Genomic DNA, 22,103 nt, shown 5'->3' with positions numbered 1-22,103 from the left:
CTACCGTTCCGCCGGTTGGATCGACACCACGCCGTGGCCGTCCCAGCGCAGCGAGAACGCCTCGCCCGCGTCCTGGCCGACGAAACTGCGCCAGGACACATCGGTGACGAAGGACTGGTTGAGGTTTCCGCGCGCGGCGACGAACGCGTCCGGGTCCACGATCAACGGGTACTGCGGCGAGACCTCCAGGTGGATGAGCGGACCACCCGCCGAGAGCAGCGCGACCTGGCCTTGGCCGGAGACCGTCGTGGTGAACAGGCCCTGCCCGGTGGACGCACCGCGCAACCCGGCGAATCGCACATCGGTGCGGAGGTTCCCGGCGAACGCGAGCAGTTGTTGCGATTCCACTTGCAAGGTCTCGTTGTTCAGGTTCACGACGGTGACGTGCTGGCCGTTGACCGCGAAGAACACCCGTCCGTGCCCGGCGCACTCCATCAGCGAGAGCTTCTCGCCGGTGGCCCGGCGCTTCAGCCCGGCGAGCACGCCGTCGCCTCCGCCGAAGCCGGCCGCCTTGAACTGCACGTTCCCCTCGTAGGCGATCATCGAACCGGAAATCGCGCGGAGACTGGTGCCGGCCAGATGGGCCTCGATCACCTTCTTCGATTGCTCGAACAGTTGCGCCATGGAATGTTTGCCTGCTGTCTCGATCGGGAACACGGTGTGACCGCCGTATTCCATCTGCGTGCCGTCACCCTAACCGATGCTCGCTGGGGCGCCGGGGCAGCGCGGCCGTTCGATTCGAGCGGCCCGCAGCGCGTTTCTCGTAGAGTGTGAGGCGAACGCACCGACAAGCGAAGGGTCGAACTTGTCCGCAACTCTCGCCAAGGGCCAGAACGGTCCGCTGGCCACCAACGACGTGGTGATCTCCGTCCAGCTCACGGCGCCGGCGGATTTGTCGGCACTACTGGTCACCGAGCGGGGCAAGGTCCGTTCCGATGCCGATTTCGTCTTCTTCAACCAGCCCAGCGGCCCCGGTGTCAATTTGCAGCCCGCGCCCGCGGGCCAGCCCGCGTCGCTGGCGGTGTCGCTGAACGCGGTGCCCGCCGACATCGACCAGATCCGTGCCGTGATCACCCTCGACGACGCGAACAGCAATTTCGGCATGTTCCCCGCCCCGACCGCGATCGTGTCGGACGCGGCCGGTAATCAGTTGTACGAGTACCGGATCGAAGGGTTGAACACCGAGTCGATCGTGATCGCGCTCGAGCTGTACCGACGCCAGGGTGCGTGGAAGGTACGGGCGGTCGGGCAGGGCTACGCGGGTGGTTTCGCCGCGCTGGTCACCGATCACGGTGTGACGGTCGATGACGCTCCCGCCCAGCCCGCGCAAGCTCCGCAGGCCCCGCCGCCGCCTCCGCAGCAGCCGGTTCAGCAGCCGCCGAACTATCCGCCGCCGACCACACCGGCCTATCCGACCCAGCAGCAGGCGCCGCAGTACGCGCCGACTGGCGGTTATCCGCCGCCCGGTCCCGGTTACCCGCCCCCCGGCCCGGGTTACCCGCCGCCGCCCGCTCCCGGCCCCGGCTATCCGCCGCCCGGCCAGCCTCCGCAGCAGCAGCCCGCCGAGGTCAGCCTGAGCAAGGACCGCCCGGTCAGCCTGGTCAAGGGCCAGCGGGTGACGTTGCGCAAGGAAGGCGCCGCGCTGACCTTCGTGAAGATGGGTCTCGGCTGGGATCCGGTGCGCAGCCGCGGCATGTTCGGCAACCGCACGGTCGACATCGACCTGGACGCCTCGGTCATCCTGTTCGCCGATATGAACCCGGTGGACGTCGCCTACTACGGCCAGCTCACCTCCAAGGACGGTTCGATCCGCCACCAGGGCGACAACCTCACCGGCGAGGGCGAGGGCGACGACGAGGTGATCCTGGTCGACCTGACCCGCGTCCCCGCGCACGTCACCACCCTGCTGTTCATCGTCACCTCCTACAAGGGCCACACCTTCGAACAGGTGCAGAACGCGTTCTGCCGCTTGGTCGACGGGACGAACAACGGCGAACTCGCCAGATACACCCTCGCGGGCGGCATGCCGTTCACCGCGATGGCCATGTCCAAGCTGTACCGGGTCGGCAGCGACTGGAAGTTGCAGGCGCTCGGTGAGGGCTTCCAGGCCAAGCATCCGGGTGAGGCGGTGCCGCAGCTCGGCCGGTTCCTCGTCAACGGTTGACCGGCGGCGGACAGCGGGGCGGATACGGTGATTCAACTGCAGGCCGGTCAGAACATCCCATTGACCGGTGAGGTCGTTCGTTTCAGTGCGAAAGCCGAGGCTGCCCTCGACGTTTCCGCGCTGGTGGTCGCCGAGAACCTGAAAGTGTTCTCCAGCGACGACTTCGTCTTCTACAACCAGCCCGCCACGGCGGGGGTCGCTTTGGCGGCCGACGGGGTCACCATCACGCTCACCGAGGTGCGGGCGGACGCGAAGGCCGTGCTGCTGGTGGTCAGCGCCGACCCGGCCGCACCCGCGCGAGCGGGCGGACTCGGGCCGGTCACCGCGACGTTGTCCGAGAACGACGGCACGACAGCCGAATTCGCGATCACCCCCTCATCCGGTGAGACCGCGCTGATCTGCCTGGAGGTGTATCGGCGCGGTCCGGCGTGGAAGTTGCGGGCGGTGGGCCAGGGTTACGCGGGCGGGCTCGAGGTGCTGCTCACCGCACACGGCGTCGAGGTCGACGGTGCGGCTCCGGAGCAGGCCGATGGGCCCGGCACGCACACCATGGCCGGTCCACTGGCGGGTGACGCGCAGATCGCGGCCGCCGGTGCGCCGCTCGAAGTCGGTCACGGCCTGGAACGGCTGTGGATGGTGTTCGAAGACGCCGCGCGGTCGTCCGCCGCGCTGGTCTCGGCGCGGGAGTACGCGGCCAAGCGGTTGGATCACGAACTGTCGCTGGCCGTCTCCGATCCGGCTACCAGGAACACTCCTGCGGCCGAACAGGCGCGCACCGCCGCGCAGCAACGGCACGACGAACTCGTCGCCACCGCCGAGCGCAACCACCAGCGCGATGCCGAACAGCTGATGAGTGAACTCGCCGAGGCCGACCGAGTGCTGCCGCCCGCCCTGGCGTCCTGGGACTCGCCCGCTTGGGACAAGCCCGCGCCGAGCGACGGCATCCGGCTCGGTGAGCTGTACGCGCTCGACCGTGGGCCGCTGCGCATCCCGTACTGCGTTCCGGTGCCGCTGAACCGGCCGCTGTGGATCGATGCCGAGTCGACGCGTGCGGTCGCGCCCGTGGTGGGCGCGCTGCTGGCGCGACTGCTCGCCACGGCGCCGCAGCGGCGCACGCTGGTGGACATCATCGACCTGACCGACGCGTTCGGCGGCTTCACCGGCCTGCTCGCTCCCGTGCTGAACGGTCCGCCGATCACCGATCACGCCGACATCTCGGCGCGGCTGCAAACGCTCGTCGACGCGGCCGAGCTGGCCGAATTGGCTTACACCAGTGGCGCTTTCACGCCGCCCGCCGAACATCGGGTGCTGTTGGCCGCCGACTTCCCGCACGGCTACCAGAGTTCGGACGCGCAGCGCATCGGCGCGCTGATCACGCGCGGCGAGCTGATCGGATTGTCCATCGTGATCGTCGGCGCGAACGAATCCGATTCGGCCGACACCACCGTGGCGATGCTGTCGCAGTCGTGCCGCCACCTGCCGACCATCGGCGACACACCGCTGTTCGATCCGTGGACCGGCAGCGCGTGGCAACTCGACCTCGACCTGTTGCCGCAGGAGCCGGAGCGGCAGGCGCGCTTCCTGCGCACGATGTGAACGCCTGAACCGGCGGCGGCCGGTCAGCTCCGGGCGAGCGCCGGTCGCGGCCGCAACGGTCCCGGCAGCCAGGGCAGCAGCGGATCCGGCGTGCGGTCGACGACGCCGCCGACCGGGTCGTCCACGAAGTCGCGACGCACCAGGTCCTCCTCCGGGCGGTAGATCTGGCGCACGATCAGGGCGCACAGCCCCACCACCGCCAAGTCACGCAGCGCGACCGTGCCGGTGAACCACTGTTCGGGCAGGCCCTTGCGGTCCAAGCCGAGGTAGTAGAACATCCGCGGCACCCAGACCAGCGCGTCGATGGTCATCCACGTCAGCAGGATGCGCCGGTGCGGCAGCGCCAGGACGGCGAGCGGCACCAACCACAGCGAATACTGCGGACTCCACACCTTGTTCGTCAGCAGGAACGCCGCCACCACGAGGAAGCACAGTTGCGCCAGCCGCGGCCGTCGTGGCGCGGTGAGGCCGATGTAGGCGATCACCGCGCAGGCCGCGACGAACGCCAGCAGCGAGACGACGTTCAGGATCGCCGGCTGCTCGCCGTAGGCCAGTGCGCCGTCGAAGCCGGGCCAACCGGTGAACGATGAGATCACGTTGTAGATCGAGTCCGGGTCGGCGTGCCGGGTGGTATTGAGCCGGAAGAACTCCTGCCAGCCGTTCGGGAACAGCGCGGCGATCGGCAGGTTCACCGCGAGCCAGGTGGCCAGCGCGGCGCACATCGTGACGGACGCGGCGCCGATCGGCCTGGCGCTGAGGAACTGGATGCGGTACGGGGTCTCCCGGATCCACGCCAGGAAGGTCGGCCAGCCGTCGATGTCGCGTATCCGCAGGCCGAGATGCGTGCGCAGGGTGCGTTGCATCGTCTCGGTACGCAGACACAGCACGAGGATGGGCCCGAGCAGCAGCAGGGGATACAGTTTGGCCGCGCCACCCAGACCGAGCAGAACTCCCGCCAGCACGGGCTTGCGCCGGGCCCAGGCGAGCAGACCGGTCGCGGCGAAGGCCGTGGCGAGCGCGTCGAAATTGGTGAAGGCATGCACGATCACCAGCGGCGAACAGGCGATCAACGCCGCGTCCCAGACCCGGCGGCCGGACAGCAACGCCGAGGCCCAGACGGTGATCAGCCAGGCGATCGCGAGGCCGATCGCGACGACGTTGAAGTAGATCACCACCTGAAGCGCGCCGGGCAGCGGTGCGGCGTCCCAGCTCTTGGCGATCCGCATCGCGAGATACTGATAGAGCCCCGAGAGCACGGGATATTCCATGTACCGCGTCTCCCGCCCACCGTCGGGAGTCTGCTCGGTCCACTGCTTCTTGTACGGGAAGGCGCCTTCGTTCAGCCGCTCGGCTCCGTAGAGCGGCACGGTGTCCGAGTAGCACATGGCCACGTACTGGCGGCCGTTGTTCCAGTCGAGCGTCGGACCGTCCGCGCCGGTGGTCTGCTGGATGCAGCCCGCCTTGCCGAACCAGCCGAGCGCCAGGAACACCACGGCGAACGCCATCAGCACCCGCATGGGCGTCCAGAACCGCGCCCGCCCGATCAGCGCGTGATCACCGACCGGCCCGCCGATCACCGTGGACAGTTGCGCGGCGAGCGAATCATTGCGACTCGGCCGGTCCCGCGCGTCGGCCGATCGGAGATCAGAAGCGAGCGGAGCAGGGGCGGCGTAGTACGCCCCGCCGGGCGCCATCTGGTCCGACAGCGGTGCCCTCCCATTCCTCCGTGGCTCCACCAGCTGCTGATCGGTCACGGAACCCGAGGCTACCCTGCGTTCGGCTCAGGCCCGGGGCCGACTCGATCCGTGCTCGTTCGGCATCGCCCGCGCCAAGAGGGCAGCTGTGAACGCATATTCGCTGGGGCGACCGTTGATCGGTTGTTAGAGTGAAGATCCGTCGGCGTGCTTGGAGGACGCGTCGATCGCGGAGATAGGGGTGGAAATGTTCAAGAAATTGTTTGTCTCGGCGGTTGTTGCCGGTGCTGCATTGGTCGGATTCGCGGGTAACGCGAGCGCGGGGCATCCGTCCTACGCGGCGTGCCTCGGTGGGAAAGGGATCGCCGACAAGTGCGTACAGATTTCGGACGGTTCTTGGGTGGTCCTGCGGGGCTACTGGAAGTTCACCGACTGCTTGAGCGACAAAGGGGTTTTCGAGGACTGCTATCAGGACCCGAACGGCTTTTGGTACAAGACACCCAATAGGTGATCCCATTCGCTCGAATCGACGGTGAGCGGATCACCTGGCTTCTGAGCCGAGTCGGGGGGGGCCCCGGGGGGGGGGCCCCCCCCCGCCACCGCAAAATGGGGGCGGGGTGGGGGTTCCCTGGGGCTCCGGGGCGGGGGGGGCCGGCCTCGGGGGGCCCCCCCCCGACTCTTCATCGACTATCTGCTGCGTGTCGACGGTGTTCCGTTCGAGTTCTCGTCTTGACCGGAATTGTCACTGCGTTGGTTGCCAGGGCGTGGTGCACCGGTAGCCGATGGCGATGAGCCATCCGTCGGTGCGACCGGCTGGCCGGGCAGCGGGCCCGATTCCGACTGACGCTGCTGCTGCGGCCGTTGCTGCTGCGGAGCGGGTTGAACGCCGGGAACGGGGATCGTGATGCCGGGCAGGATCTCGACCTGGGTCGGCGCGACCACCACCGGGGGCAGCAACGGCGACTCGACGGTGGACGGCGGGGTGTACGGTGCCGACCATTCCGGGACGCCGGCCTGTCCCTTGATCGGGGCCGGCTTCGGGAAGTTCTCGTTCGGAGTGCCCTTCAGGGCCCCGTCCATCGTGGCCTTCCAGATGTCGGAGGGCAGGCCGGACCCATAGATCATGCCGCCACTGGCGTTGCGCAGACGGTCACCTTGCTCGGTTCCGACCCACACCGCGGTCGACAGCGACGGGGTGTAACCGACCATCCAGGCGTCCCGGTTCTCGCCGGTATCCCCGAGCTGGGCGGTTCCGGTCTTGGACGCCGACTCCCGGCCGCCGGCCAAGCCGTGGTTGCGCGAATAGGCGGCGATGGGCTTCATCGCGGCGGTGACATTGTCGGCCACCGCGGCGGAGACGCGCTGCTCACCGGCTACTTCGCCACGGTCGAGGAGGACCTGGCCGTCGGCGGTCACGACCTTCGACACGAAGTGCGGCGCGTGGTAGACGCCGGAGGCGGCCAGCGTCGCGTAGATGGAGGCCATGTCCAGCGGGCGCGCTTGGTACTGGCCGAGCACGATGCCGTTGTTGGGCCCGGAGCCGTCCGCTTCGGTGAGCGTCTTGCCGACCCCAGGGATGGTCTCCGGCATGCCCAGTTTGTACGCCATATCGGCGATCTTGCGCGGGCCGTTCTGCATGTCCAGCTCCATCCGGTAGAAGCTGGTGTTCAGCGACCGCTTCAGCGCCTCGGCGATGGTGCACATGCCGCACTGTTCGCCTTCGACGTTGGAGATCTTGATGCCGTTCACGGTCAGCGGCGAGCTGTCGTACATCTGCGACAGCGGGATGCCCAGCTCCAGGTTCGCGGCCAGGCCGACGACCTTGAACGAGGAACCCGTCATCAGACCCGCGTTCGCGAAGTCGTAGCCCTGGCCGTCGCTGCCGCCGTAGTAGGCGCGAACCGCACCGGTGCGCGGGTCGACCGAGACCACGGCGGTGCGCAGATTCTCCGGCTCACCGTCCATGTTCTTGTTCACCGCGTCGACCGCCGCCTGCTGGGCCTTCGGGTCGATCGTCGTGGTGATCTGCAGGCCTGCGGTGTTCAGCTGCTGTTCGCTGATGCCCGCCGCGCCGAGTTCCTTGAGCACCTGGGTCTTGATCAAGCCCTCGGGGCCGGAGTCCTGCTCCTTGTCCCTGGTCGAGGCGAGGGGGACGACCTGCGGGTACTGCAGGCCCTGACGCTCGGCCGCGCTCAGGTTGCCGCCGGAGACCATGCCGTCGAGCACGTAGTTCCAGCGGGTTCGCGCGCCCTCGGGGTTCTTCTCCGGGTCCAGGCTGGACGGCAGCTGGATGGTGGCGGCGAGCACCGCGCCCTCGGCGACGGTGAGCTCCTGCACCGGCTTGCCGAAGTACGCCTTGGCCGCCGCGTCGATGCCGTACGCGCCGCGACCGAAGTAGATGGTGTTCAGGTACGCGGCGAGGATCTCGTCCTTGCTCCACTGCCGCGCCATCTTGGCCGAGATGACCAGCTCGTGCATCTTGCGGGTCAGCGAGTGCTCGTCACCGACCAGCGCGTTCTTCACGTACTGCTGGGTGATCGTCGAGCCACCGCCCGCGCTCTCCTTGCCGAGGATGTTGTCCCTGGCCGCGCGCGCGAAGCCGGAGATCGAGAAGCCGGGGTTGGTGTAGAAGTCGCGGTCCTCGGCGGCCATCACCGCGTTGCGCACGTGCGGCGGGATCTGGTCGATGGTGACGTCGGTCCGGTTGCCTTCCGGAGGAACCACTTTGCTGAGCACCGTGGTGCCGTCGGAGGCGAGGATGGTCGCCACCTGGTTGGTCTTCAGGTCGCCCGGCTGCGGCACCGACACCGTGGTGTACGCGGCCAGGAAGATGCCGCTGGGCAGCAGAATGGCCAGCGCGATCAAGACGTAGAGGGTGCGGCGCACGATCCGCCAGGGGAACTTCTTCTGCTGCGCGGGCTGCCGCCTTCCTGGCCCGTCGGAGCCGCCGCTGCCGCCACGGCGCGGCGGCGGGCCCGACGGTGGGCCTCCCGCGGCCTGCCTGCGTTCGCCGGTGCTCGGTCCGCTGCCGGGCGTGCGACGCCCTTCGCGGTCCACCGCCGGGCGCGCGCCGGTGACCGGACGCGGGCCCGTGGCGGGGCCGCGCCGGTTGCGCTCGTTCACCGCATCGCTCAGCGAGCCGGGCCGCTGGATCCGCTGGGTCGCCTGCGGGGCGGAAGCGCCGCCCGGCGCGCGGTTCGGCTGCGGGGGGCGGCCCGGCTGGGGCGGACGGCCACCCTGTGGAGGACGCCCGTTCGGCGGGGGAACAGGACGGCGCGGCGGCTGGGGGCCGCGTGGTTCGCCAGGGATGGGGCGGCCACCGGGCGGCGGGCCGGGACGGGCGCCGGGGGGCGGGCCGGGACGGGGATTCTGGTACGGGTTGGGACTTGGACGTGAACTCTGCGGAGGACGACCGCCATGTGGCTCATCGCCGTAGGGCTCGTAGGGCGAATTCACTGACAAGATCTCCATAACTCGTAGCGGTCCAGGTGGCAATCAGCGGTAGTCGTCACCGTGGCGGGCGCATGCCGGCTCCGCGAGTCACCCGCCGGGGACGACCCAGGCATTTCATTCGGCGGCGGTGCGCCGGTTCGCGCGTGTCCCGGTGCGGCGGCGCGGCGGTGCCGGCGCGGAACCGAGGACATAGGACTGCACCAGATGATTCCAGCTGCAGGTCCGGCATACCTCGACGACATGAACCGAGAATTCTTCGCGCGTCTCGGCGAGTCGCGCAAGCTCCTCGGGTGTGCGAGCCGATCCGGCGACCGGCCCGAGGCCGTCGCCGAAGACCCAGGATACGAGGGTCAGCTGTTCCTTCCGGCAGATGGGGCAGGTGACCTCGCTCCCCCGGCCATGGAACTTCGCCGCACGCAAGAGATAAGGATTCGCATCACACACCTCGGCGACATCGACCCGGCCCGCATAGACGTCAGCCAGCAGCGACCGGCGCCGCAGGGCGTAGTCGACAACTTGCCGCTGAATTCGCACGAGAACCAGAGTAGCGGTGTCTGAATCGGGCTGCCCCGGGCTGATGCGGATTGACCGGTCCCGGACGGGCCGATCCAGCGCGTCGCGCCGCTGTCCGGACTACGATCCGTCTGTGTCCACCGCAGCATCCGGGCGCACGCGAGCGCGTGATCTCGACCGCGCCGCCGCGTCCGGTCTTCTGGACGCCGCCTACGCCGAGGGCCAGCTCGGCGCCGACGAGTACCACGACCGGATCGCGCAGGCGGCGGCGGCGAAGACGCTCGGCGAACTGGCCGCGCTCACCGCCGATCTGCAAGCCCCGTCCGCCGCGCGCGGGTTCGCCGCGCAGCGCCCGTCGGTCACGCGAAAAGTGTTGCGCCGCTCCGGATCCGGCGGAAGTTATCCCGGTCACACCAGAGCGCGCGATGCCGATCGCGCCACTACGCGCGAACTGCTCGACGCCGCCCGCGCCGACGGACAGTTGTCGGCGGAAGAGCACGAGGCCCTCACCGAACTCGCCGCGGAAGCCCGCACGCTGGGAGATCTGGACGACCTGATCGCGGATCTCCAGCGGCCCCACGGCGTCGCCCCCGCGCCGCGACCGCCGCGTTCGCATCGGCGTCGGTGGTATCGGGCGGCGGTCGCCGTGGCCGCGGTGCTGGCCGCCTGTGGCGGATTCCTCGCGGTCACCCGGGAAGCGGAGCCGCGATCCGCGGCGCAAGCCCCTCCGGTGGAACTGGGGGCGGTGCAGCCGGTGGTGGTCGCGACGCCGAGTCTGGTCACCACCGAGGGAATCGCCACATTTCTGCGCAACTACCAGCGGAAATTCGGTGATCTCCAGGTCGATGAGCTGACCATGCACGACGACCTCGCCTTGCTCGCCCGTGCGGTGCCAGGTCAGCCGAACCGGAAGATCGAGTACGACTACCGCGGGGGTTTCCGGCAGTCCCGTGACATCACCACGCGCAAGGTCGATACCCCATCGGTCGATCTGAGCGCACTGAACATCGAGGCGATCGGCCGCGCCCTCGCCGATGCTCCCGCCACCACCCGAGTTCCAGGCGGCGCCGTGTCGCATTTCAAGGTGAGCGTGAACGACAGCAGTTCGTACGCTGGGTACGGCGTTCCCGCCGGTCAGCCGGTCATCGAGGTCCACGTGAGCAACTCCGTCCAAGAGAGCGGCCATTTCGTGATGACCTCGGCGGGCGAGGTGCGGCGCGTGTGGCCGTTCAAGGGATGAGGCGATGGTGACGACCCGATACAGCGACATCCGTGCCCGCGATACCGACCGCGCCGACGTCTGCGGGCTGCTGGATGCCGCGCTGGCCGACGGCCAGCTGACCGCCGACGAACACGCCGCGCGGACCGCCCGTGCGATGCGCGCGAAGTCCTTCGGCCAGCTCGACGCGTTGATCGGTGACCTGCAGATCCCCGATGAGCTGGCGAACGCCCCTGTGGTCCGGGTGGACCGGCGGCGTCCGCGCCGCTGGCTGGCTCCGCTGTCGGTGGTCGTCGTCGCCTTGGTGGCGGGTGCCATGGTCGGGGGGATCAGCCGTTGCGGCGTCGATCTTCCCGGGTTCTCGCAGGACGTTCCGGACCTGACCACCGGTGCCGGGCTGGCCTACTTCCTCGCGGAGTACCGGGCCGAATTCGGTGATATGAGCGCCGACCAGGTCACATTGCACCCGCGGCATGCCAGCGTGGACCGGCAGAAGCCCGGCAGCGCGTCCGAGACCGCCGACTATTACTACAACGGTGACTTCCGAGCCTCGCGGACATCGGATCGCCGAGCACGGGAGCGCAGCTTCGACCTCGGCGCGATCGACGTGCCTGCCGTCGCCGGCCTGCTGGCCGGTGCGCCACAGACGATGCGCGCCCCGGACGGCGCGGTCACCCACATCATCGTGAATTTCGGCTCCAACGGCCCGGTCGACCTGGGGCCGGTACTGCAGATCTACGTCAAGGGCCAAGGCGGCTCGTCCGGATACCTGACGGCCACTTTCGCGGGCGAGCCGCTCGCGGTCTTCCTACCCTCCTGACCTCGCCCGTCGCCCGCACAAGGCCGACGACTGTGCACAGATGTATCGCTCCGATATAGTGGAAAGTCGCATCCATCGGTTAGGTCTGAACACAGTCAGGGGGTGAAGCCCGGTGCTCGAGCTGGCAATCCTCGGGCTGCTCCTGGAAGCGCCCATGCACGGGTACGAGCTGCGCAAGCGGTTGACCGGCCTGCTCGGGGCGTTTCGTGCCTTCTCCTACGGATCGCTCTACCCGACGCTGCGCCGCATGCAGGCGGACGGGTTGATCGCCGAGGAGATACCCGCGGGCGCGGCGACCCGCCGTGCTCGGCGGGTCTACCAGCTGACTCCGGCCGGGCGGGAGCGGTTCAGCGAGCTGCTCGCCGACACCGGACCGCAGAACTACACCGACGACGGCTTCGGCGTTCATCTGGCTTTCTTCAGCCGCACTCCCGCGGAAGCGCGGATGCGGATCCTGGAGGGCAGGCGGCGTCAGGTCGAGGAGCGCCGAGAGGGGCTCCGGGAGGCGATCAAGAGGGCCAGCGGGTCGCTGGATCGCTACACCCGGCAGCTCCATCAACTCGGACTCGAATCAAGCGAGCGCGAAGTGCGCTGGCTCAACGAGTTGATTGCGGCGGAGCAATCGACGAAGGCGGCACCACAGAAAGAGGGAAATATCGGCCATGAGTGACGTCAAGAAGGCTGACAACGCCACAGAGGTTCGCGTCGCCATCGTGGGTGTGGGCAACTGCGCCTCCTCGCTGGTCCAGGGCGTGCAGTACTACAAGGACGCGGACGAGTCCTCGACCGTCCCCGGTCTGATGCACGTGCGGTTCGGTCCGTACCACGTTCGCGACGTCAAGTTCGTCGCCGCGTTCGACGTGGACGCGAAGAAGGTCGGCTTCGACCTGGCCGAGGCGATCTTCGCCAGCGAGAACAACACGATCAAGATCTCCGACGTGCCGCCGAGCGATGTCGTCGTGCAGCGCGGGCCGACCCTCGACGGCATCGGCAAGTACTACGCGCAGACCATCGAGCTGTCCGAGGCCGAGCCGGTCGACGTGGTGCAGGTGCTGAAGGACAACAAGGTCGACGTGCTGGTGTCCTACCTGCCGGTGGGCTCGGAGGAGGCCGACAAGTTCTACGCGCAGTGCGCCATCGACGCGGGCGTGGCGTTCGTCAACGCGCTGCCGGTATTCATCGCCTCCGACCCGGTCTGGGCGGAGAAGTTCACCAAGGCCGGTGTCCCGATCGTCGGTGACGACATCAAGAGCCAGGTCGGCGCCACCATCACCCACCGCGTGATGGCCAAGCTGTTCGAGGATCGCGGCGTGCAGCTAGACCGCACCATGCAGCTCAACGTCGGCGGCAACATGGACTTCAAGAACATGCTCGAGCGCGAGCGTCTGGAGTCGAAGAAGATCTCCAAGACCCAGGCCGTCACCAGCAACCTGAAGAAGGAGCTCGGCGCCAACGACGTGCACATCGGCCCGTCCGATCACGTGGGCTGGCTCGACGACCGCAAGTGGGCCTACGTCCGCTTGGAGGGTCGCGCCTTCGGCGACGTGCCGCTGAACCTGGAGTACAAGCTCGAGGTGTGGGACTCGCCGAACTCCGCGGGCATCATCATCGACGCGGTGCGCGCGGCGAAGATCGCCAAGGACCGCGGCATCGGCGGACCGGTCATCCCGGCCTCGGCCTACCTGATGAAGTCCCCGCCGCAGCAGCTCGCCGACGACATCGCGCGCGCCCAGCTGGAAGCCTTCATCATCGGCGCGGAGTAGGCACCGCACCGGCAAGAGGTCGGCCGACGGCGAAAGCCCTCGGCCGACCTGCTTCGGCGACTACAGCCCCGGTAGACGTCTTTGCGCCAGCCGATCTTCACAACGAGGATCACCAGCACGCCGTTGTCCACCCTATACGCGACCCGGTATCTGCCGACGTGCAGACGGAACAGGTCGTGGTGACCGGACAACTTCTTCACGTCCAAACCCGGAGCGTACGGGTCGTCGCCCAGCGCCGTCAGGGCCGTGAGGATCCGCATCGCATCCGGTCGCTCGATTGCCCGGAGTTCCCGGCGCGCCGAGTCCAGGAATCGGAAGCGATACTTCACTTCGCGTCGTCTTCGAAGAGGTCGGCGAGTACCTCAGCCATGGTGAAGGTCGGCTCGTCGGTCGCCAGCCTCGCCTCTGCTTCGCGGGCCAGGATCTCGTCCTCGGCCGCGTCGAATGCCTCCACCATGGACAGCGGTACCAGGGCCGCGGCGGGCGCACCGTCTCGCAAGATGATCACCTGCTCACCGGCTTCCGCTTCGCGGATGTGCGCGGCCAAGTTGGCACGAAGCTCCCGAATGCTGATCTCCGACATACCGAAAGCGTACACGCGAACGTGTACACAATCGGCTGTCATGTCAGTCCAGCGAGACGTAGACCTCCACCGACGCCGGGCCGGTGTAGCGCTCCACCTCGGCGGTGTGGGAGCGGGTGATGGTTCCCGCGTTCTCTGCCTTCGCCACCTGCGCCCAGGCGGTGCGTAGCAGGTCGTAGGGCTTGTCGGCGACGACGAACTTGGCGTAGCGGCCCTGCGGGATGATGGTGAGCACGTCGCCGGGGTCCAGCTGGTCCATCCCGCCGATCTCGTAGCCGAGCACGGCGACGGCGTGATCGTTCTGGCCGATGTAGGCCGCCACGCGCGGCACGTTCTTCTCCCGCGCCAGATAGCGATCCCAGGTGAAGTTCACCAGGTCGAGGTCACGCGCGGTCACCTCGCGGCCGGCCAGCGGGACGGTCAGGCCCGCGACCATGCTCTGGGGCAGAGTGACGATCTCGAAGTCCACTGTCTTGTTCCTACCCGTTGCCCTGATCGTCTGCCACCGCCACGAAAACTTCCACCGTCCGTGCGTCGGGATAGTGTTCCCAGTCGCCGGTATACGCGCGTACGAGCCGCCCCGCGGCCTCCGCGTCCCACACCGCTCGCCAGATGCTCACGATGGTGTCGCCGAGATCGTCCCCACTGGCGATGAACCGGGCGAAACGCCCGGCGGGCACGCGGGCGAGCACGTCTCCGGGTTCCAGGTCGGCCAAGCTGTGGCAGCGGTAGCCGACGATATGGGTCAGGTACGAATTGATCTCCGGCGCGTGGTCGACATATGCCGTGGTCGGCGGTCCGGGCAGCTTGCGGGCCAGGTTGCGCTTCCACGCCTCTTCGACTTTCGCGCGGCGCGGTCCTTCGACCGCGAGCGCGGGGCTGCGAAGCACTGTTCCCGCCACCAGCGTCTCGGGTTGGTCAACGACATTGAAATCCACCGGCGTAGCCCCTATGTCTCGTCTGTCCTCAATCGGCGTCGGTCCCGGTGCCCTCCGTGGTGACGCAGGCTACCGCCTCCGGGCCCTTCGCTCGCGCCGCGCTGTCGTCGCTCGGGCGCATATCCTTCCGCATCGTTTTCGCGGTTTCGGCGTCGGCCCGTTCCGACGCACTCGCTGTTCGCTCTCACTCTGGCAAACGATGCTGCCATGTCATGCGTTCCGCCGGGCCACGGAAGGTCACAGCATCATCGCTATCCAGGAACCGGAATGCTCAGGCCCGGGAAAATCTCGACCTCCCTGGGCGGTTGCGGGCTGGGCGGGATGATGACGACCGGTTCGCGATGCGATGACGGCTGCGGTGGATTCAGGATGTCATAGGGACCGCCGGAGGGCGGCTTGCTCGGATTCGGCCGGCCCGGGGCCTGCGTTCCCGGGAACTGCTCGATGGGCATGCCGTCGAGTGCGTCGTCCATGACCTGTTTCCAGATGTCGGCGGGCAGGCCCGAGCCGTAGATGTCGGCTCCGCGCGCGGTGCGGATCGGTTGGGGCTGATCGGTGCCGATCCACACCGCCGTCGACAGCGACGGCGTGAAACCGATCATCCACGCGTCCTTGTTCCGGTCGCTGCCGAACTGCGTGGTACCGGTCTTGGCGGCCGAGGGACGGTTGTCCTTCAGCGCGTGCCCGTTGGAGTAGGCCGCGATCGGCAGCATCGCCTCGACGGTGTTCTCCGCGATCGTCTTGGCGATGCGCTGCTGACCCGACGGCGGCTGTTCGCCGACCTTGTGCTCGCCGCGATCCAGCAGCACCCGCCCGTCACCGGTCACCACGCGCTGGACGAAATACGGCTGGTGGTAGACGCCCGAAGCGCCGATCGTGGCATAGGCCGAGGCCATGTCGATCGGGCGAACCGAATACTGTCCCAGGACGATCCCGTTCAGCGGTTTCCCGCCGTCCTCGGTGAGGGTCTTGCCCGCGACGCCGGGAAGCTCCTCCGGGATGCCCGCCGCGTGCGCCGCGTCCGCGATGGCCTGAGGGCCGTCGGACATCGTCATGGTCAGCCGGTAGAAGCTGGTGTTCAGCGAGCGTTTGAGCGCCTCGGCAATGGTGCACTTGCCGCACGACTCGCCGTCCACGTTGGTGATGCGGGTGCCGCGGTCGGTCACCGGGGAACTGTCCAGCACGCGGGTCAGGGGGATGGCCTGCTGTTGCGCGGCGATCGCCGCGAAGATCTTGAACGCCGAGCCGGTCTGCAACGGCGCCTGGGCGAAGTCGAAGCCGATGCCGTCGTAGCCGCCGAAGTACGCGCGCACCGCGCCGGAGCGCGGGTCGATCGACACCACCGCGGCGCGCAGTTCCTGCGGCTGCCCGCCGAGCCGGTCGCGCACCGCGCCGAGCACCGCCTGCTGCGCCTTGGCGTCGATGGTCGTGGTGATCTGCAGCGCGCCCTTGTTCAAATCGCGTTCGCTGATGCCGGAGTCACGCAGCTCGCGCACCACCTGGTTGCGGATAAGGCCCTCAGGGCCGCGAGCCACGTTCTCGTCCGGGATCTGGGTGAGCGGGATGATCGGCGGAAAGACGGTCGCGTCCCGATCGCCCGGCGCGAGCGCGCCCATCTCGACCATTCCGTCGAGCACGTACCGCCAGCGCGCCTTCAGGTCCGCCAGGTGGGTTTCCGGGTCCAGGATCGATGGCGTCCGGATCAGCGCCGCGAGCACCGCGCCCTCGGCGAGGGTCAGCTGATTCACCTGTTTGTCGAAGTAGACCTTGGCCGCGGCGCCGATGCCGTACGACCCGCGGCCGTAGTAGATGGTGTTGAGGTAGGCGGCGAGGATGTCGTCTTTGCTCCACTGCCGCGCCATCTTCGCCGCGATGATCAGCTCGCGCATCTTGCGGGTGACCGTGCGTTCGGAGCCGAGGAAGGCGTTCTTGACGTACTGCTGGGTGATGGTGGAGCCGCCGCCCGCGTTGTCCTTTCCGAGCAGGTTGTCCCGCGCGGCGCGCAGGAAGCCGGACGTCGAATAGCCGGGGTTGGTGTAGAAATTGCGGTCCTCCGCCGACAGCACCGCGTCGCGCACCGGGCGCGGCACATCGGACAACGGCACCGGCGTCCGATTCCCGTCCGGCGGGACGATTCTCGCGAGCACGGTGCTGCCGTCGGCGGCGAGCACGGTCGCGATCTGGTTCGTCTGCACCGCATTCGGATCCGGGATCTCGGCGCTCCAATACGCCAGCACGGACACCAGCGCGGGCACCACGCCGAAGAGGATGAACAACGCCAGCAGCAGGCGGCGGATACGCTCGGCCCGGCTACGTGGGGGACGATCCGGCTGGGCGGGGCGCGGTACGGGCGGTCGCGATTTCCGGCGGGCCGCCTCGCGTTCGCGCCGCGTCCGCGTGTTCGGCCGCTCCCGCCAGCCCGCGATCGAGGCATACGGCGCGGTCGGAGGAGCCCCCTTGGCGCCACGCCTGCGTTCACGCGGTCTGCGGAACGAGCTCACGATCATCTCCTCCCGGAGCGTCGGACGAACTCACCTGCACGAACGTACGGAAAAGAGCGTCGAACGCAGAGTTTACCGCCTCCATCCACCACCGGCTTTCCACTTCCCGAGCAGTTGACACCCCATGTGCAGTCCGGGAACAGGCGCGTGCAGGTCCGGTGACTAATCGAAGGTCAGCACATTCGGGCTCGCCTCACAACCGCAGTGTCCGTCCTGGTGCCAAGGGCAGTCGTAGAAGCCCGCGACGTGCGGCCAACCTCTGGCCGTCCGACTTCACGCGTCGAGACCCCAACTTTGCTACGGAATCCTGGCGAAACCGTCCATCTGTAGCCTTCCCGACAACGTCACCACACCACCTCGACTACGGGTTTCGAGCGAAGCGAGACCGAGCCTGTTCCGTTCGCGGCCCGGCTCGCGTTTGCGCGGCCGCCGCGTACGCGACGAAGGAGCAAGCGGCGGTCGCGCAAACGCGAGCCATGAAGGGGCCGCGAACACGCAGCGCCGCAGGCGCTGCCAAACAACTCAGCTCTTCACGCCGCCCGCGGTGAGGCCGGAGATGATCCGGCGCTGGAAGATCAGGACCATGATGACCAGCGGGATCGTGACGATGGTGCCCGCCGCCATGATCGCCGCGTACGGCTGCACCAGCGGATTGTTGCCGGAGAAGCGGGCGATGGCGACGGTGACCGGTTCGGTCTTGTCGCTGGAAAGCAAACGGGCCAGCAGGTATTCGTTGACCGCCGCGATGAACGCGAGAATCGCGGTGGTGAAGACGGCGGGAGCGGCCAAGGGCAGCATCACCAAGCGGAAGGCCTGCAGCTTGGTGGCGCCGTCGATCCGCGCGGCTTCTTCGAGTTCCCAAGGCAGTTCGGCGAAGAAGGACGCGAGGATGTAGACCGTCATCGGCAGCACGAAGGAGATGTTCGGAATGATCATCGCCTGGTACTCGCCGATCCAGCCCAGATTGGTGAACAGCTGGAACAGCGGGGTCACCAGCACGACCACCGGGAACATCGATGCGCTGAGGATCAGCCCGGACACCACGTACTTGCCGTGGAAGGTCAGCCGCGCCAGGGCGTATGCGGCCAGCACGCCGATCACCAACGCGATCGCGGTCGTGATGGAGCCGATGACGATGCTGTTGATCAGCGCCTTGCCGAAGTCGTTGCCGCGGCTGGTGTCGAACGCGTTGCGGAAGTTCTCCAGCGTGATGTGGGTGGGCCACGGGGTGTTGTCGAAGGTGTAGTCGGGATCGCGGAACGCGGTGACCGCCATCCAGTAGAACGGCGCCAGGCCCCAGACCAGCACGATCAGCGCGCCGAGGTACAGGCGCACGGAGCCGAGGCGCTTGGTCCACGGCACCTGCGCCGCGGCGGGCTTCCCGGTCACGGCCTTCTCCGCTGTCTGCACGGACATCAGTGCGCCTCCCGCTGTTCTTCCTGGGTGCGAACCGCGTTCGCGCCCAGGATCTTCACCAGCACGAACGCCACGGCGAAGATCAAAAGGAAGGTGATCGTCGACAACGCGGCCGCGCTGTTGGGGCCTTGCCGGACCTGATCGACCACCAGGATCGACACCGTGCGGGTGGACGGGTTGCCCAGCGTCATGATCGCGGGCAGGTCGTACATCCGCAGCGCGTCCATGGTCCGGAACAGCACCGCGACCAGCAGGGCCGGCTTCAGCAGCGGCAGCGTGATCTGGGTGAACCGCTGCCAGGCCGACGCGCCGTCGACCCGAGCCGCCTCGTACACGTCGGCCGGGATCACTTGCAGACCGGCCAGCAGCAGCAGCGCCATGAACGGCGTGGTCTTCCAGACGTCGGCCGCGATCACCGCGATCCGCGCGGGCCACGGGTCGGAGGTCCACAGGATGTGCGTGCCGAGCACGCGGTTGACCACCCCGTCGTACTGGAACATGAACTCCCACAGCCGCGCGGTGACGGCGGTCGGGATGGCCCACGGAATCAGCACGGCGGCGCGCAGCAGCGCCCGGCCGCGGAAGGTCTTGCCCATCACCATGGCCATGCCGAGGCCGAGTGTGGCTTCCAGCGCGACGGTGACGACGGTGAACAACAGCGTGACCCCGATGGCAAGCCAGAATTGCGAGCCGAGGTTGCCGGTCGGGCACGGCACCGTCTCACCGGTCGCGACCTGGCACTGTTGCAGCAGCCAGTGCGTGTAGTTGGCGAATCCGGCGTTGCCGCCTTCGACGAACATGCCGGTCGCCGGGTCGAGCCCGGAGTCCTTCTGGAAGGACATCCACAGCGCCCGGATCACGGGATAGCCGATGACGACCGCGAGGGCGATCAGCACGGGGGTGACGAACACCCAGGCTTTTCCGGAGCGGCGAAGCTCGAGGGCCAGCCTGGCGGCCGGGCCGCGCCTGGCCGGAACTGATTCGTCTTTCGGCACGCTAGTCGCCGTTCCCGAAGGATCCGACACCGTTTCTCTCCTGCGGGTTCGTCGGGTCCGTTGCGTTCAACCGCTCACGATCCCGCGGTCTCGATGCCCTTTTGCATACCGGTGATCGCGTCGTCGACGGACTTGGTTCCGTTCAAGGCAGCATAGGCGTTGTCCTGGATGGCCTTGCTCACGGCGGGGTAGAACGGCGTCACCGGACGGGGCACCGCGCTGGCGATGGAATCCTTGAGCGCGGGCAGGTACGGCATCTTCGCGATCAGCGCCGGGTCGTCGTACATGGACGCGCGCACCGACGGCAGCGCGCCCGCCGCGACGATGTGCTGCGCGTCCTCGCTGATCAGGAAGCGCAGGAAGTCCAGCGCGGTGGCCTTGTTCTTGGAGAACGCGCTGATCGCCGCGTTGTAGCCGCCGAGGGTGGAGGCGCCGACGCCGTTCTCGCCAGGCAGCGGGGCGACCGCGAACTTGTCCTTCACCGCGGAGGCCTCGCCGCCGACGTCACCGAAGGTGGACGGCCACGAGCGCAGGAACATCAGCTTGCCCTGCGCGAAGGCGTTGCTGGACTCGGGCTCCTTGAAGGTGATGGCCTCTTTGGGGATGTCGCCGTTGTTGTAGGCGTCGACCAGGACCTTCAGTCCGGCGCGTGACTGCGGGCTGTTCACCGTGGGGGTCTTGCCGTCGGCGCCGACGAAGCTGCCGCCGTAGGCGTTGATCACCTCGGCCGCGTTCACGGTCAGTCCCTCGTAGGGCGCGAACTGGCCCGCGTAGCAACCGATGTTCTGCTGGCGCGCGATCGGGCACTGGGCCAGCAGCTCGTTCCAGGTCTTGGGCGGGTTGGGCACCAGGTCCTTGCGGTAGAACAGCAGGCCGCCGTTGGTGTTGCGGGGCGCGGCGTAGAGCGTGTTGTTGTAGGTCGCGCTGGCGACCGGCGGGGACAGCAGCGCGCTGGTGTCGATGGCGAAGGAGTCCTTCAGCGGCTGGATCCAGCCTTTGGCGGCGAACTCGGCGGTCCAGGGCACGTCCAGGGCGACCACGTCGTAGTTGGACTGCTTGGAGCGCATGTGCTCGACCAGGTCGTCGTACTGCTGGGAGGCGTCGTTCGACTGCTCCTTGAACGTCACCGGCTCGTCCGGGTGCGCGGCGTTCCAGCGCTCGATCAGCTGCTTGACCGCGCCGGTCTCGGTGGTGTCCTTGCCCTCGACGTAGGTGATCGGGCCGCGTCCGGTGAGGTTCTGGCTGATCGGGCTGCCACCGCTGTCGCTGGAGCAGGCGCTGGTGAACGTCGCGGTCAGCAGCCCGACCGAGGCGAGGGCCACCGCGGCCCGCGGTACGAGCGACGAACGTAGGGACGTCACCTTCTTCACAGCCATCGCAAACACTCCAGGATCGTTCGTGAGCGGCAGCACACCCTGCCGGTGCACAAGGCAAGATACATGGTGTCGATCCGGTGTGCGGGACAGTGGCCGCAAGTCGCCCACTAGGCTGGGGCGCGATGTCTTCGCCGAACGCGGTTCCCGATCGGATGCTCACGCGCATCGGTGGGCTGCTGCGCAAGGCCGAGTCGACCGACAACGAACACGAGGCCGAAGCCTTTCTCGCCGCGGCTCAGCGGCTGGCCACGAAGTCGTCCATCGATCTCGCGGTGGCGCGGGCGCACATCGCCGGACGTGAGCGCAGGCCGACGCCCGTGCAGCGGATCATCCCGATCGGCGAGCCGGGCAAACGCGGTTTGCGCACCTATGTCCAGCTGTTCGTCGCCATCGCGGCCGCGAACGACGTGCGCTGCGACGTCGCCCGGACTTCGACGCAGGTGTACGCCTACGGGTTCGACTCCGATATCGATACCTGCGAGGCGCTCTACGCCAGTCTGCTCGTGCAGATGGTGCGCGCGTCCGACCAGTACATCAAGTCGGGCGCTTACCGATCGGCCACCGTCGAGAAGATCGTGGTGGAGAAGCGCTGGGGCCGACAGGTCCGGCGCAGGGTGCAGGCGCCGGTCGCGGGTGTGACAGCGCGGTTGAATTTCCAGATGGCCTTCGCCGCGCGGATCGGCAGGCGGCTGTCGGAGGTGAAGGCGGAGGTCGAAGCCGAAGTGGTGCCGGGGGACGCCGACGCGGCCGGGACGGCGCTGGCGCTGCGGAACAAGGAGATCGAGCTCACGGACTTCTACGCGAAGACGTCGGAGGCGCGCGGGACCTGGCGCGGGCCGCAGGCGTCGGCCGGGCATTCGGCGGCGGCGCGGGCGGCGGGGGATCGCGCGGGCCGGGCGGCCCGGATCGGCACCTCTCCCGAACTGCCCGCTCCCCGTAGGAAGCTGACCTCCTCAGAGGGCGGTTGACCAGCGTGAACATCGCGGGCTGCTGGGCACGATCGAGCGACCATGCCCGCGCGTGTCCGGCGGGAATCCCGATCCGGTCGATGCGCGCCGCCGCTAGATCGGGC

Annotated in this window: 20 protein-coding genes; 8 read left to right on the top strand and 12 right to left on the bottom strand. The window is 68.2% G+C overall.

Annotated elements, in window-relative coordinates; translation table 11 throughout:
* Nucleotides 1-624, bottom strand: coding sequence for an AIM24 family protein (locus U3653_RS01735; protein ID WP_195079854.1), 624 nt, complete (start codon nucleotides 622-624; stop codon nucleotides 1-3).
* Between the two features lie 181 nt (nucleotides 625-805).
* Here U3653_RS01735 and U3653_RS01730 point away from each other — a divergent pair, with 181 nt between their 5' ends.
* On the top strand, nucleotides 806-2,164 hold the full coding sequence (locus U3653_RS01730) for a TerD family protein (RefSeq protein ID WP_195079476.1): 1,359 nt from the start codon (nucleotides 806-808) through the stop codon (nucleotides 2,162-2,164).
* A 27-nt stretch (nucleotides 2,165-2,191) separates the two neighbouring features.
* Nucleotides 2,192-3,760 carry a TerD family protein gene (locus U3653_RS01725; protein ID WP_195079475.1) on the top strand — a complete coding sequence of 523 codons (1,569 nt, stop codon included), beginning with the start codon at nucleotides 2,192-2,194 and terminating at the stop codon, nucleotides 3,758-3,760.
* A gap of 23 nt (nucleotides 3,761-3,783) precedes the next feature.
* On the opposite strand, the gene U3653_RS01720 is transcribed toward U3653_RS01725, so the two are convergent.
* Complete coding sequence (locus U3653_RS01720; protein WP_195079853.1) at nucleotides 3,784-5,454, bottom strand: glycosyltransferase family 87 protein; 1,671 nt, start codon at nucleotides 5,452-5,454, stop codon at nucleotides 3,784-3,786.
* 241 nt (nucleotides 5,455-5,695) lie between these two features.
* On the opposite strand from U3653_RS01720, the gene U3653_RS01715 reads away from it, so the two are divergent.
* Nucleotides 5,696-5,965 (top strand): hypothetical protein, encoded by a 270-nt coding sequence (locus U3653_RS01715; RefSeq protein ID WP_323124331.1) that lies wholly within the window; start codon nucleotides 5,696-5,698, stop codon nucleotides 5,963-5,965.
* 176 nt (nucleotides 5,966-6,141) lie between these two features.
* Here the strand turns inward: U3653_RS01715 and U3653_RS01710 are convergent, their stop codons facing one another.
* Both U3653_RS01710 and U3653_RS01705 read right to left on the bottom strand, forming a co-directional pair.
* Nucleotides 6,142-8,577, bottom strand: coding sequence for a transglycosylase domain-containing protein (locus U3653_RS01710; RefSeq protein ID WP_435406537.1), 2,436 nt, complete (start codon nucleotides 8,575-8,577; stop codon nucleotides 6,142-6,144).
* Between the two features lie 444 nt (nucleotides 8,578-9,021).
* On the bottom strand, nucleotides 9,022-9,441 hold the full coding sequence (locus tag U3653_RS01705) for a DUF5318 domain-containing protein (protein ID WP_063016743.1): 420 nt from the start codon (nucleotides 9,439-9,441) through the stop codon (nucleotides 9,022-9,024).
* Nucleotides 9,442-9,553: 112 nt separating this feature from the next.
* On the opposite strand from U3653_RS01705, the gene U3653_RS01700 reads away from it, so the two are divergent.
* The 4 genes from U3653_RS01700 (at nucleotide 9,554) to U3653_RS01685 (ending at nucleotide 13,222) form a co-directional block, all read left to right on the top strand.
* The gene (locus U3653_RS01700; protein WP_323124624.1) at nucleotides 9,554-10,660 is read left to right on the top strand and encodes a DUF1707 SHOCT-like domain-containing protein; all 1,107 of its coding nucleotides are present in this window, start codon (nucleotides 9,554-9,556) and stop codon (nucleotides 10,658-10,660) included.
* A 4-nt stretch (nucleotides 10,661-10,664) separates the two neighbouring features.
* Nucleotides 10,665-11,459 (top strand): DUF1707 SHOCT-like domain-containing protein, encoded by a 795-nt coding sequence (locus U3653_RS01695; RefSeq protein WP_195081021.1) that lies wholly within the window; start codon nucleotides 10,665-10,667, stop codon nucleotides 11,457-11,459.
* Nucleotides 11,460-11,571: 112 nt separating this feature from the next.
* Entirely contained in the window at nucleotides 11,572-12,129 is a 558-nt protein-coding gene (locus U3653_RS01690) for a PadR family transcriptional regulator (RefSeq protein ID WP_195081020.1), read from the top strand.
* On the top strand, nucleotides 12,122-13,222 hold the full coding sequence (locus U3653_RS01685) for an inositol-3-phosphate synthase (protein ID WP_195081019.1): 1,101 nt from the start codon (nucleotides 12,122-12,124) through the stop codon (nucleotides 13,220-13,222). The genes U3653_RS01690 and U3653_RS01685 overlap by 8 nt, the downstream gene beginning before the upstream one ends.
* Here the strand turns inward: U3653_RS01685 and U3653_RS33220 are convergent.
* From U3653_RS33220 to U3653_RS01650, 8 genes are all read right to left on the bottom strand, one after another.
* Nucleotides 13,138-13,551: a type II toxin-antitoxin system RelE family toxin gene (locus U3653_RS33220; protein ID WP_195081018.1), complete on the bottom strand. Its 414-nt coding sequence runs from the start codon at nucleotides 13,549-13,551 to the stop codon at nucleotides 13,138-13,140. The genes U3653_RS01685 and U3653_RS33220 overlap by 85 nt on opposite strands.
* Nucleotides 13,548-13,805, bottom strand: a complete 258-nt coding sequence (locus U3653_RS01680) for a type II toxin-antitoxin system Phd/YefM family antitoxin (RefSeq protein WP_195081017.1) — start codon at nucleotides 13,803-13,805, stop codon at nucleotides 13,548-13,550. Before U3653_RS01680 ends, U3653_RS33220 begins: the two co-directional genes overlap by 4 nt.
* A 43-nt stretch (nucleotides 13,806-13,848) precedes the next feature.
* A complete protein-coding gene (locus U3653_RS01675) occupies nucleotides 13,849-14,274 on the bottom strand; it encodes a GyrI-like domain-containing protein (protein ID WP_067796076.1) in 426 nt (141 codons plus the stop codon).
* A 10-nt stretch (nucleotides 14,275-14,284) separates the two neighbouring features.
* A complete protein-coding gene (locus tag U3653_RS01670; RefSeq protein WP_067796079.1) occupies nucleotides 14,285-14,743 on the bottom strand; it encodes a GyrI-like domain-containing protein in 459 nt (152 codons plus the stop codon).
* Nucleotides 14,744-14,994: 251 nt separating this feature from the next.
* Nucleotides 14,995-17,250, bottom strand: coding sequence for a transglycosylase domain-containing protein (locus tag U3653_RS01665; protein WP_195081016.1), 2,256 nt, complete (start codon nucleotides 17,248-17,250; stop codon nucleotides 14,995-14,997).
* Nucleotides 17,251-17,766: 516 nt separating this feature from the next.
* Nucleotides 17,767-18,660 (bottom strand): carbohydrate ABC transporter permease, encoded by an 894-nt coding sequence (locus U3653_RS01660; protein WP_323124623.1) that lies wholly within the window; start codon nucleotides 18,658-18,660, stop codon nucleotides 17,767-17,769.
* On the bottom strand, nucleotides 18,660-19,685 hold the full coding sequence (locus U3653_RS01655; RefSeq protein ID WP_195081015.1) for a carbohydrate ABC transporter permease: 1,026 nt from the start codon (nucleotides 19,683-19,685) through the stop codon (nucleotides 18,660-18,662). Before U3653_RS01655 ends, U3653_RS01660 begins: the two co-directional genes overlap by 1 nt.
* Before the next feature lie 44 nt (nucleotides 19,686-19,729).
* On the bottom strand, nucleotides 19,730-21,031 hold the full coding sequence (locus U3653_RS01650) for an ABC transporter substrate-binding protein (protein WP_195081014.1): 1,302 nt from the start codon (nucleotides 21,029-21,031) through the stop codon (nucleotides 19,730-19,732).
* A gap of 122 nt (nucleotides 21,032-21,153) precedes the next feature.
* Here U3653_RS01650 and U3653_RS01645 point away from each other — a divergent pair, with 122 nt between their 5' ends.
* The gene (locus U3653_RS01645) at nucleotides 21,154-21,999 is read left to right on the top strand and encodes a DUF2786 domain-containing protein (RefSeq protein WP_195081013.1); all 846 of its coding nucleotides are present in this window, start codon (nucleotides 21,154-21,156) and stop codon (nucleotides 21,997-21,999) included.
* The last annotated feature ends 104 nt before the right edge of the window (nucleotides 22,000-22,103 follow it).

The organism is Nocardia implantans, assembly GCF_035544775.1.
In the GTDB taxonomy this organism is placed as follows: Bacteria; Actinomycetota; Actinomycetes; order Mycobacteriales; family Mycobacteriaceae; genus Nocardia; species Nocardia implantans.
Note: the sequence above shows the minus strand (reverse complement) of the source record. Positions and strands in the feature narration are given on the sequence as shown.

What these genes read in the sequence shown, in the direction of transcription:
- U3653_RS01695 (WP_195081021.1), top strand. Translation starts at nt 10,665, where the DNA reads ATGGTGACGACCCGATACAGCGACATCCGTGCCCGCGATACCGACCGC.
- U3653_RS01660 (WP_323124623.1), bottom strand. Translation starts at nt 18,660, where the DNA reads ATGTCCGTGCAGACAGCGGAGAAGGCCGTGACCGGGAAGCCCGCCGCG.
- U3653_RS01665 (WP_195081016.1), bottom strand. Translation starts at nt 17,250, where the DNA reads ATGATCGTGAGCTCGTTCCGCAGACCGCGTGAACGCAGGCGTGGCGCC.
- U3653_RS01645 (WP_195081013.1), top strand. Translation starts at nt 21,154, where the DNA reads ATGTCTTCGCCGAACGCGGTTCCCGATCGGATGCTCACGCGCATCGGT.
- U3653_RS01720 (WP_195079853.1), bottom strand. Translation starts at nt 5,454, where the DNA reads ATGGCGCCCGGCGGGGCGTACTACGCCGCCCCTGCTCCGCTCGCTTCT.
- U3653_RS01650 (WP_195081014.1), bottom strand. Translation starts at nt 21,031, where the DNA reads ATGGCTGTGAAGAAGGTGACGTCCCTACGTTCGTCGCTCGTACCGCGG.
- U3653_RS01685 (WP_195081019.1), top strand. Translation starts at nt 12,122, where the DNA reads ATGAGTGACGTCAAGAAGGCTGACAACGCCACAGAGGTTCGCGTCGCC.
- U3653_RS01735 (WP_195079854.1), bottom strand. Translation starts at nt 624, where the DNA reads ATGGCGCAACTGTTCGAGCAATCGAAGAAGGTGATCGAGGCCCATCTG.
- U3653_RS01680 (WP_195081017.1), bottom strand. Translation starts at nt 13,805, where the DNA reads ATGTCGGAGATCAGCATTCGGGAGCTTCGTGCCAACTTGGCCGCGCAC.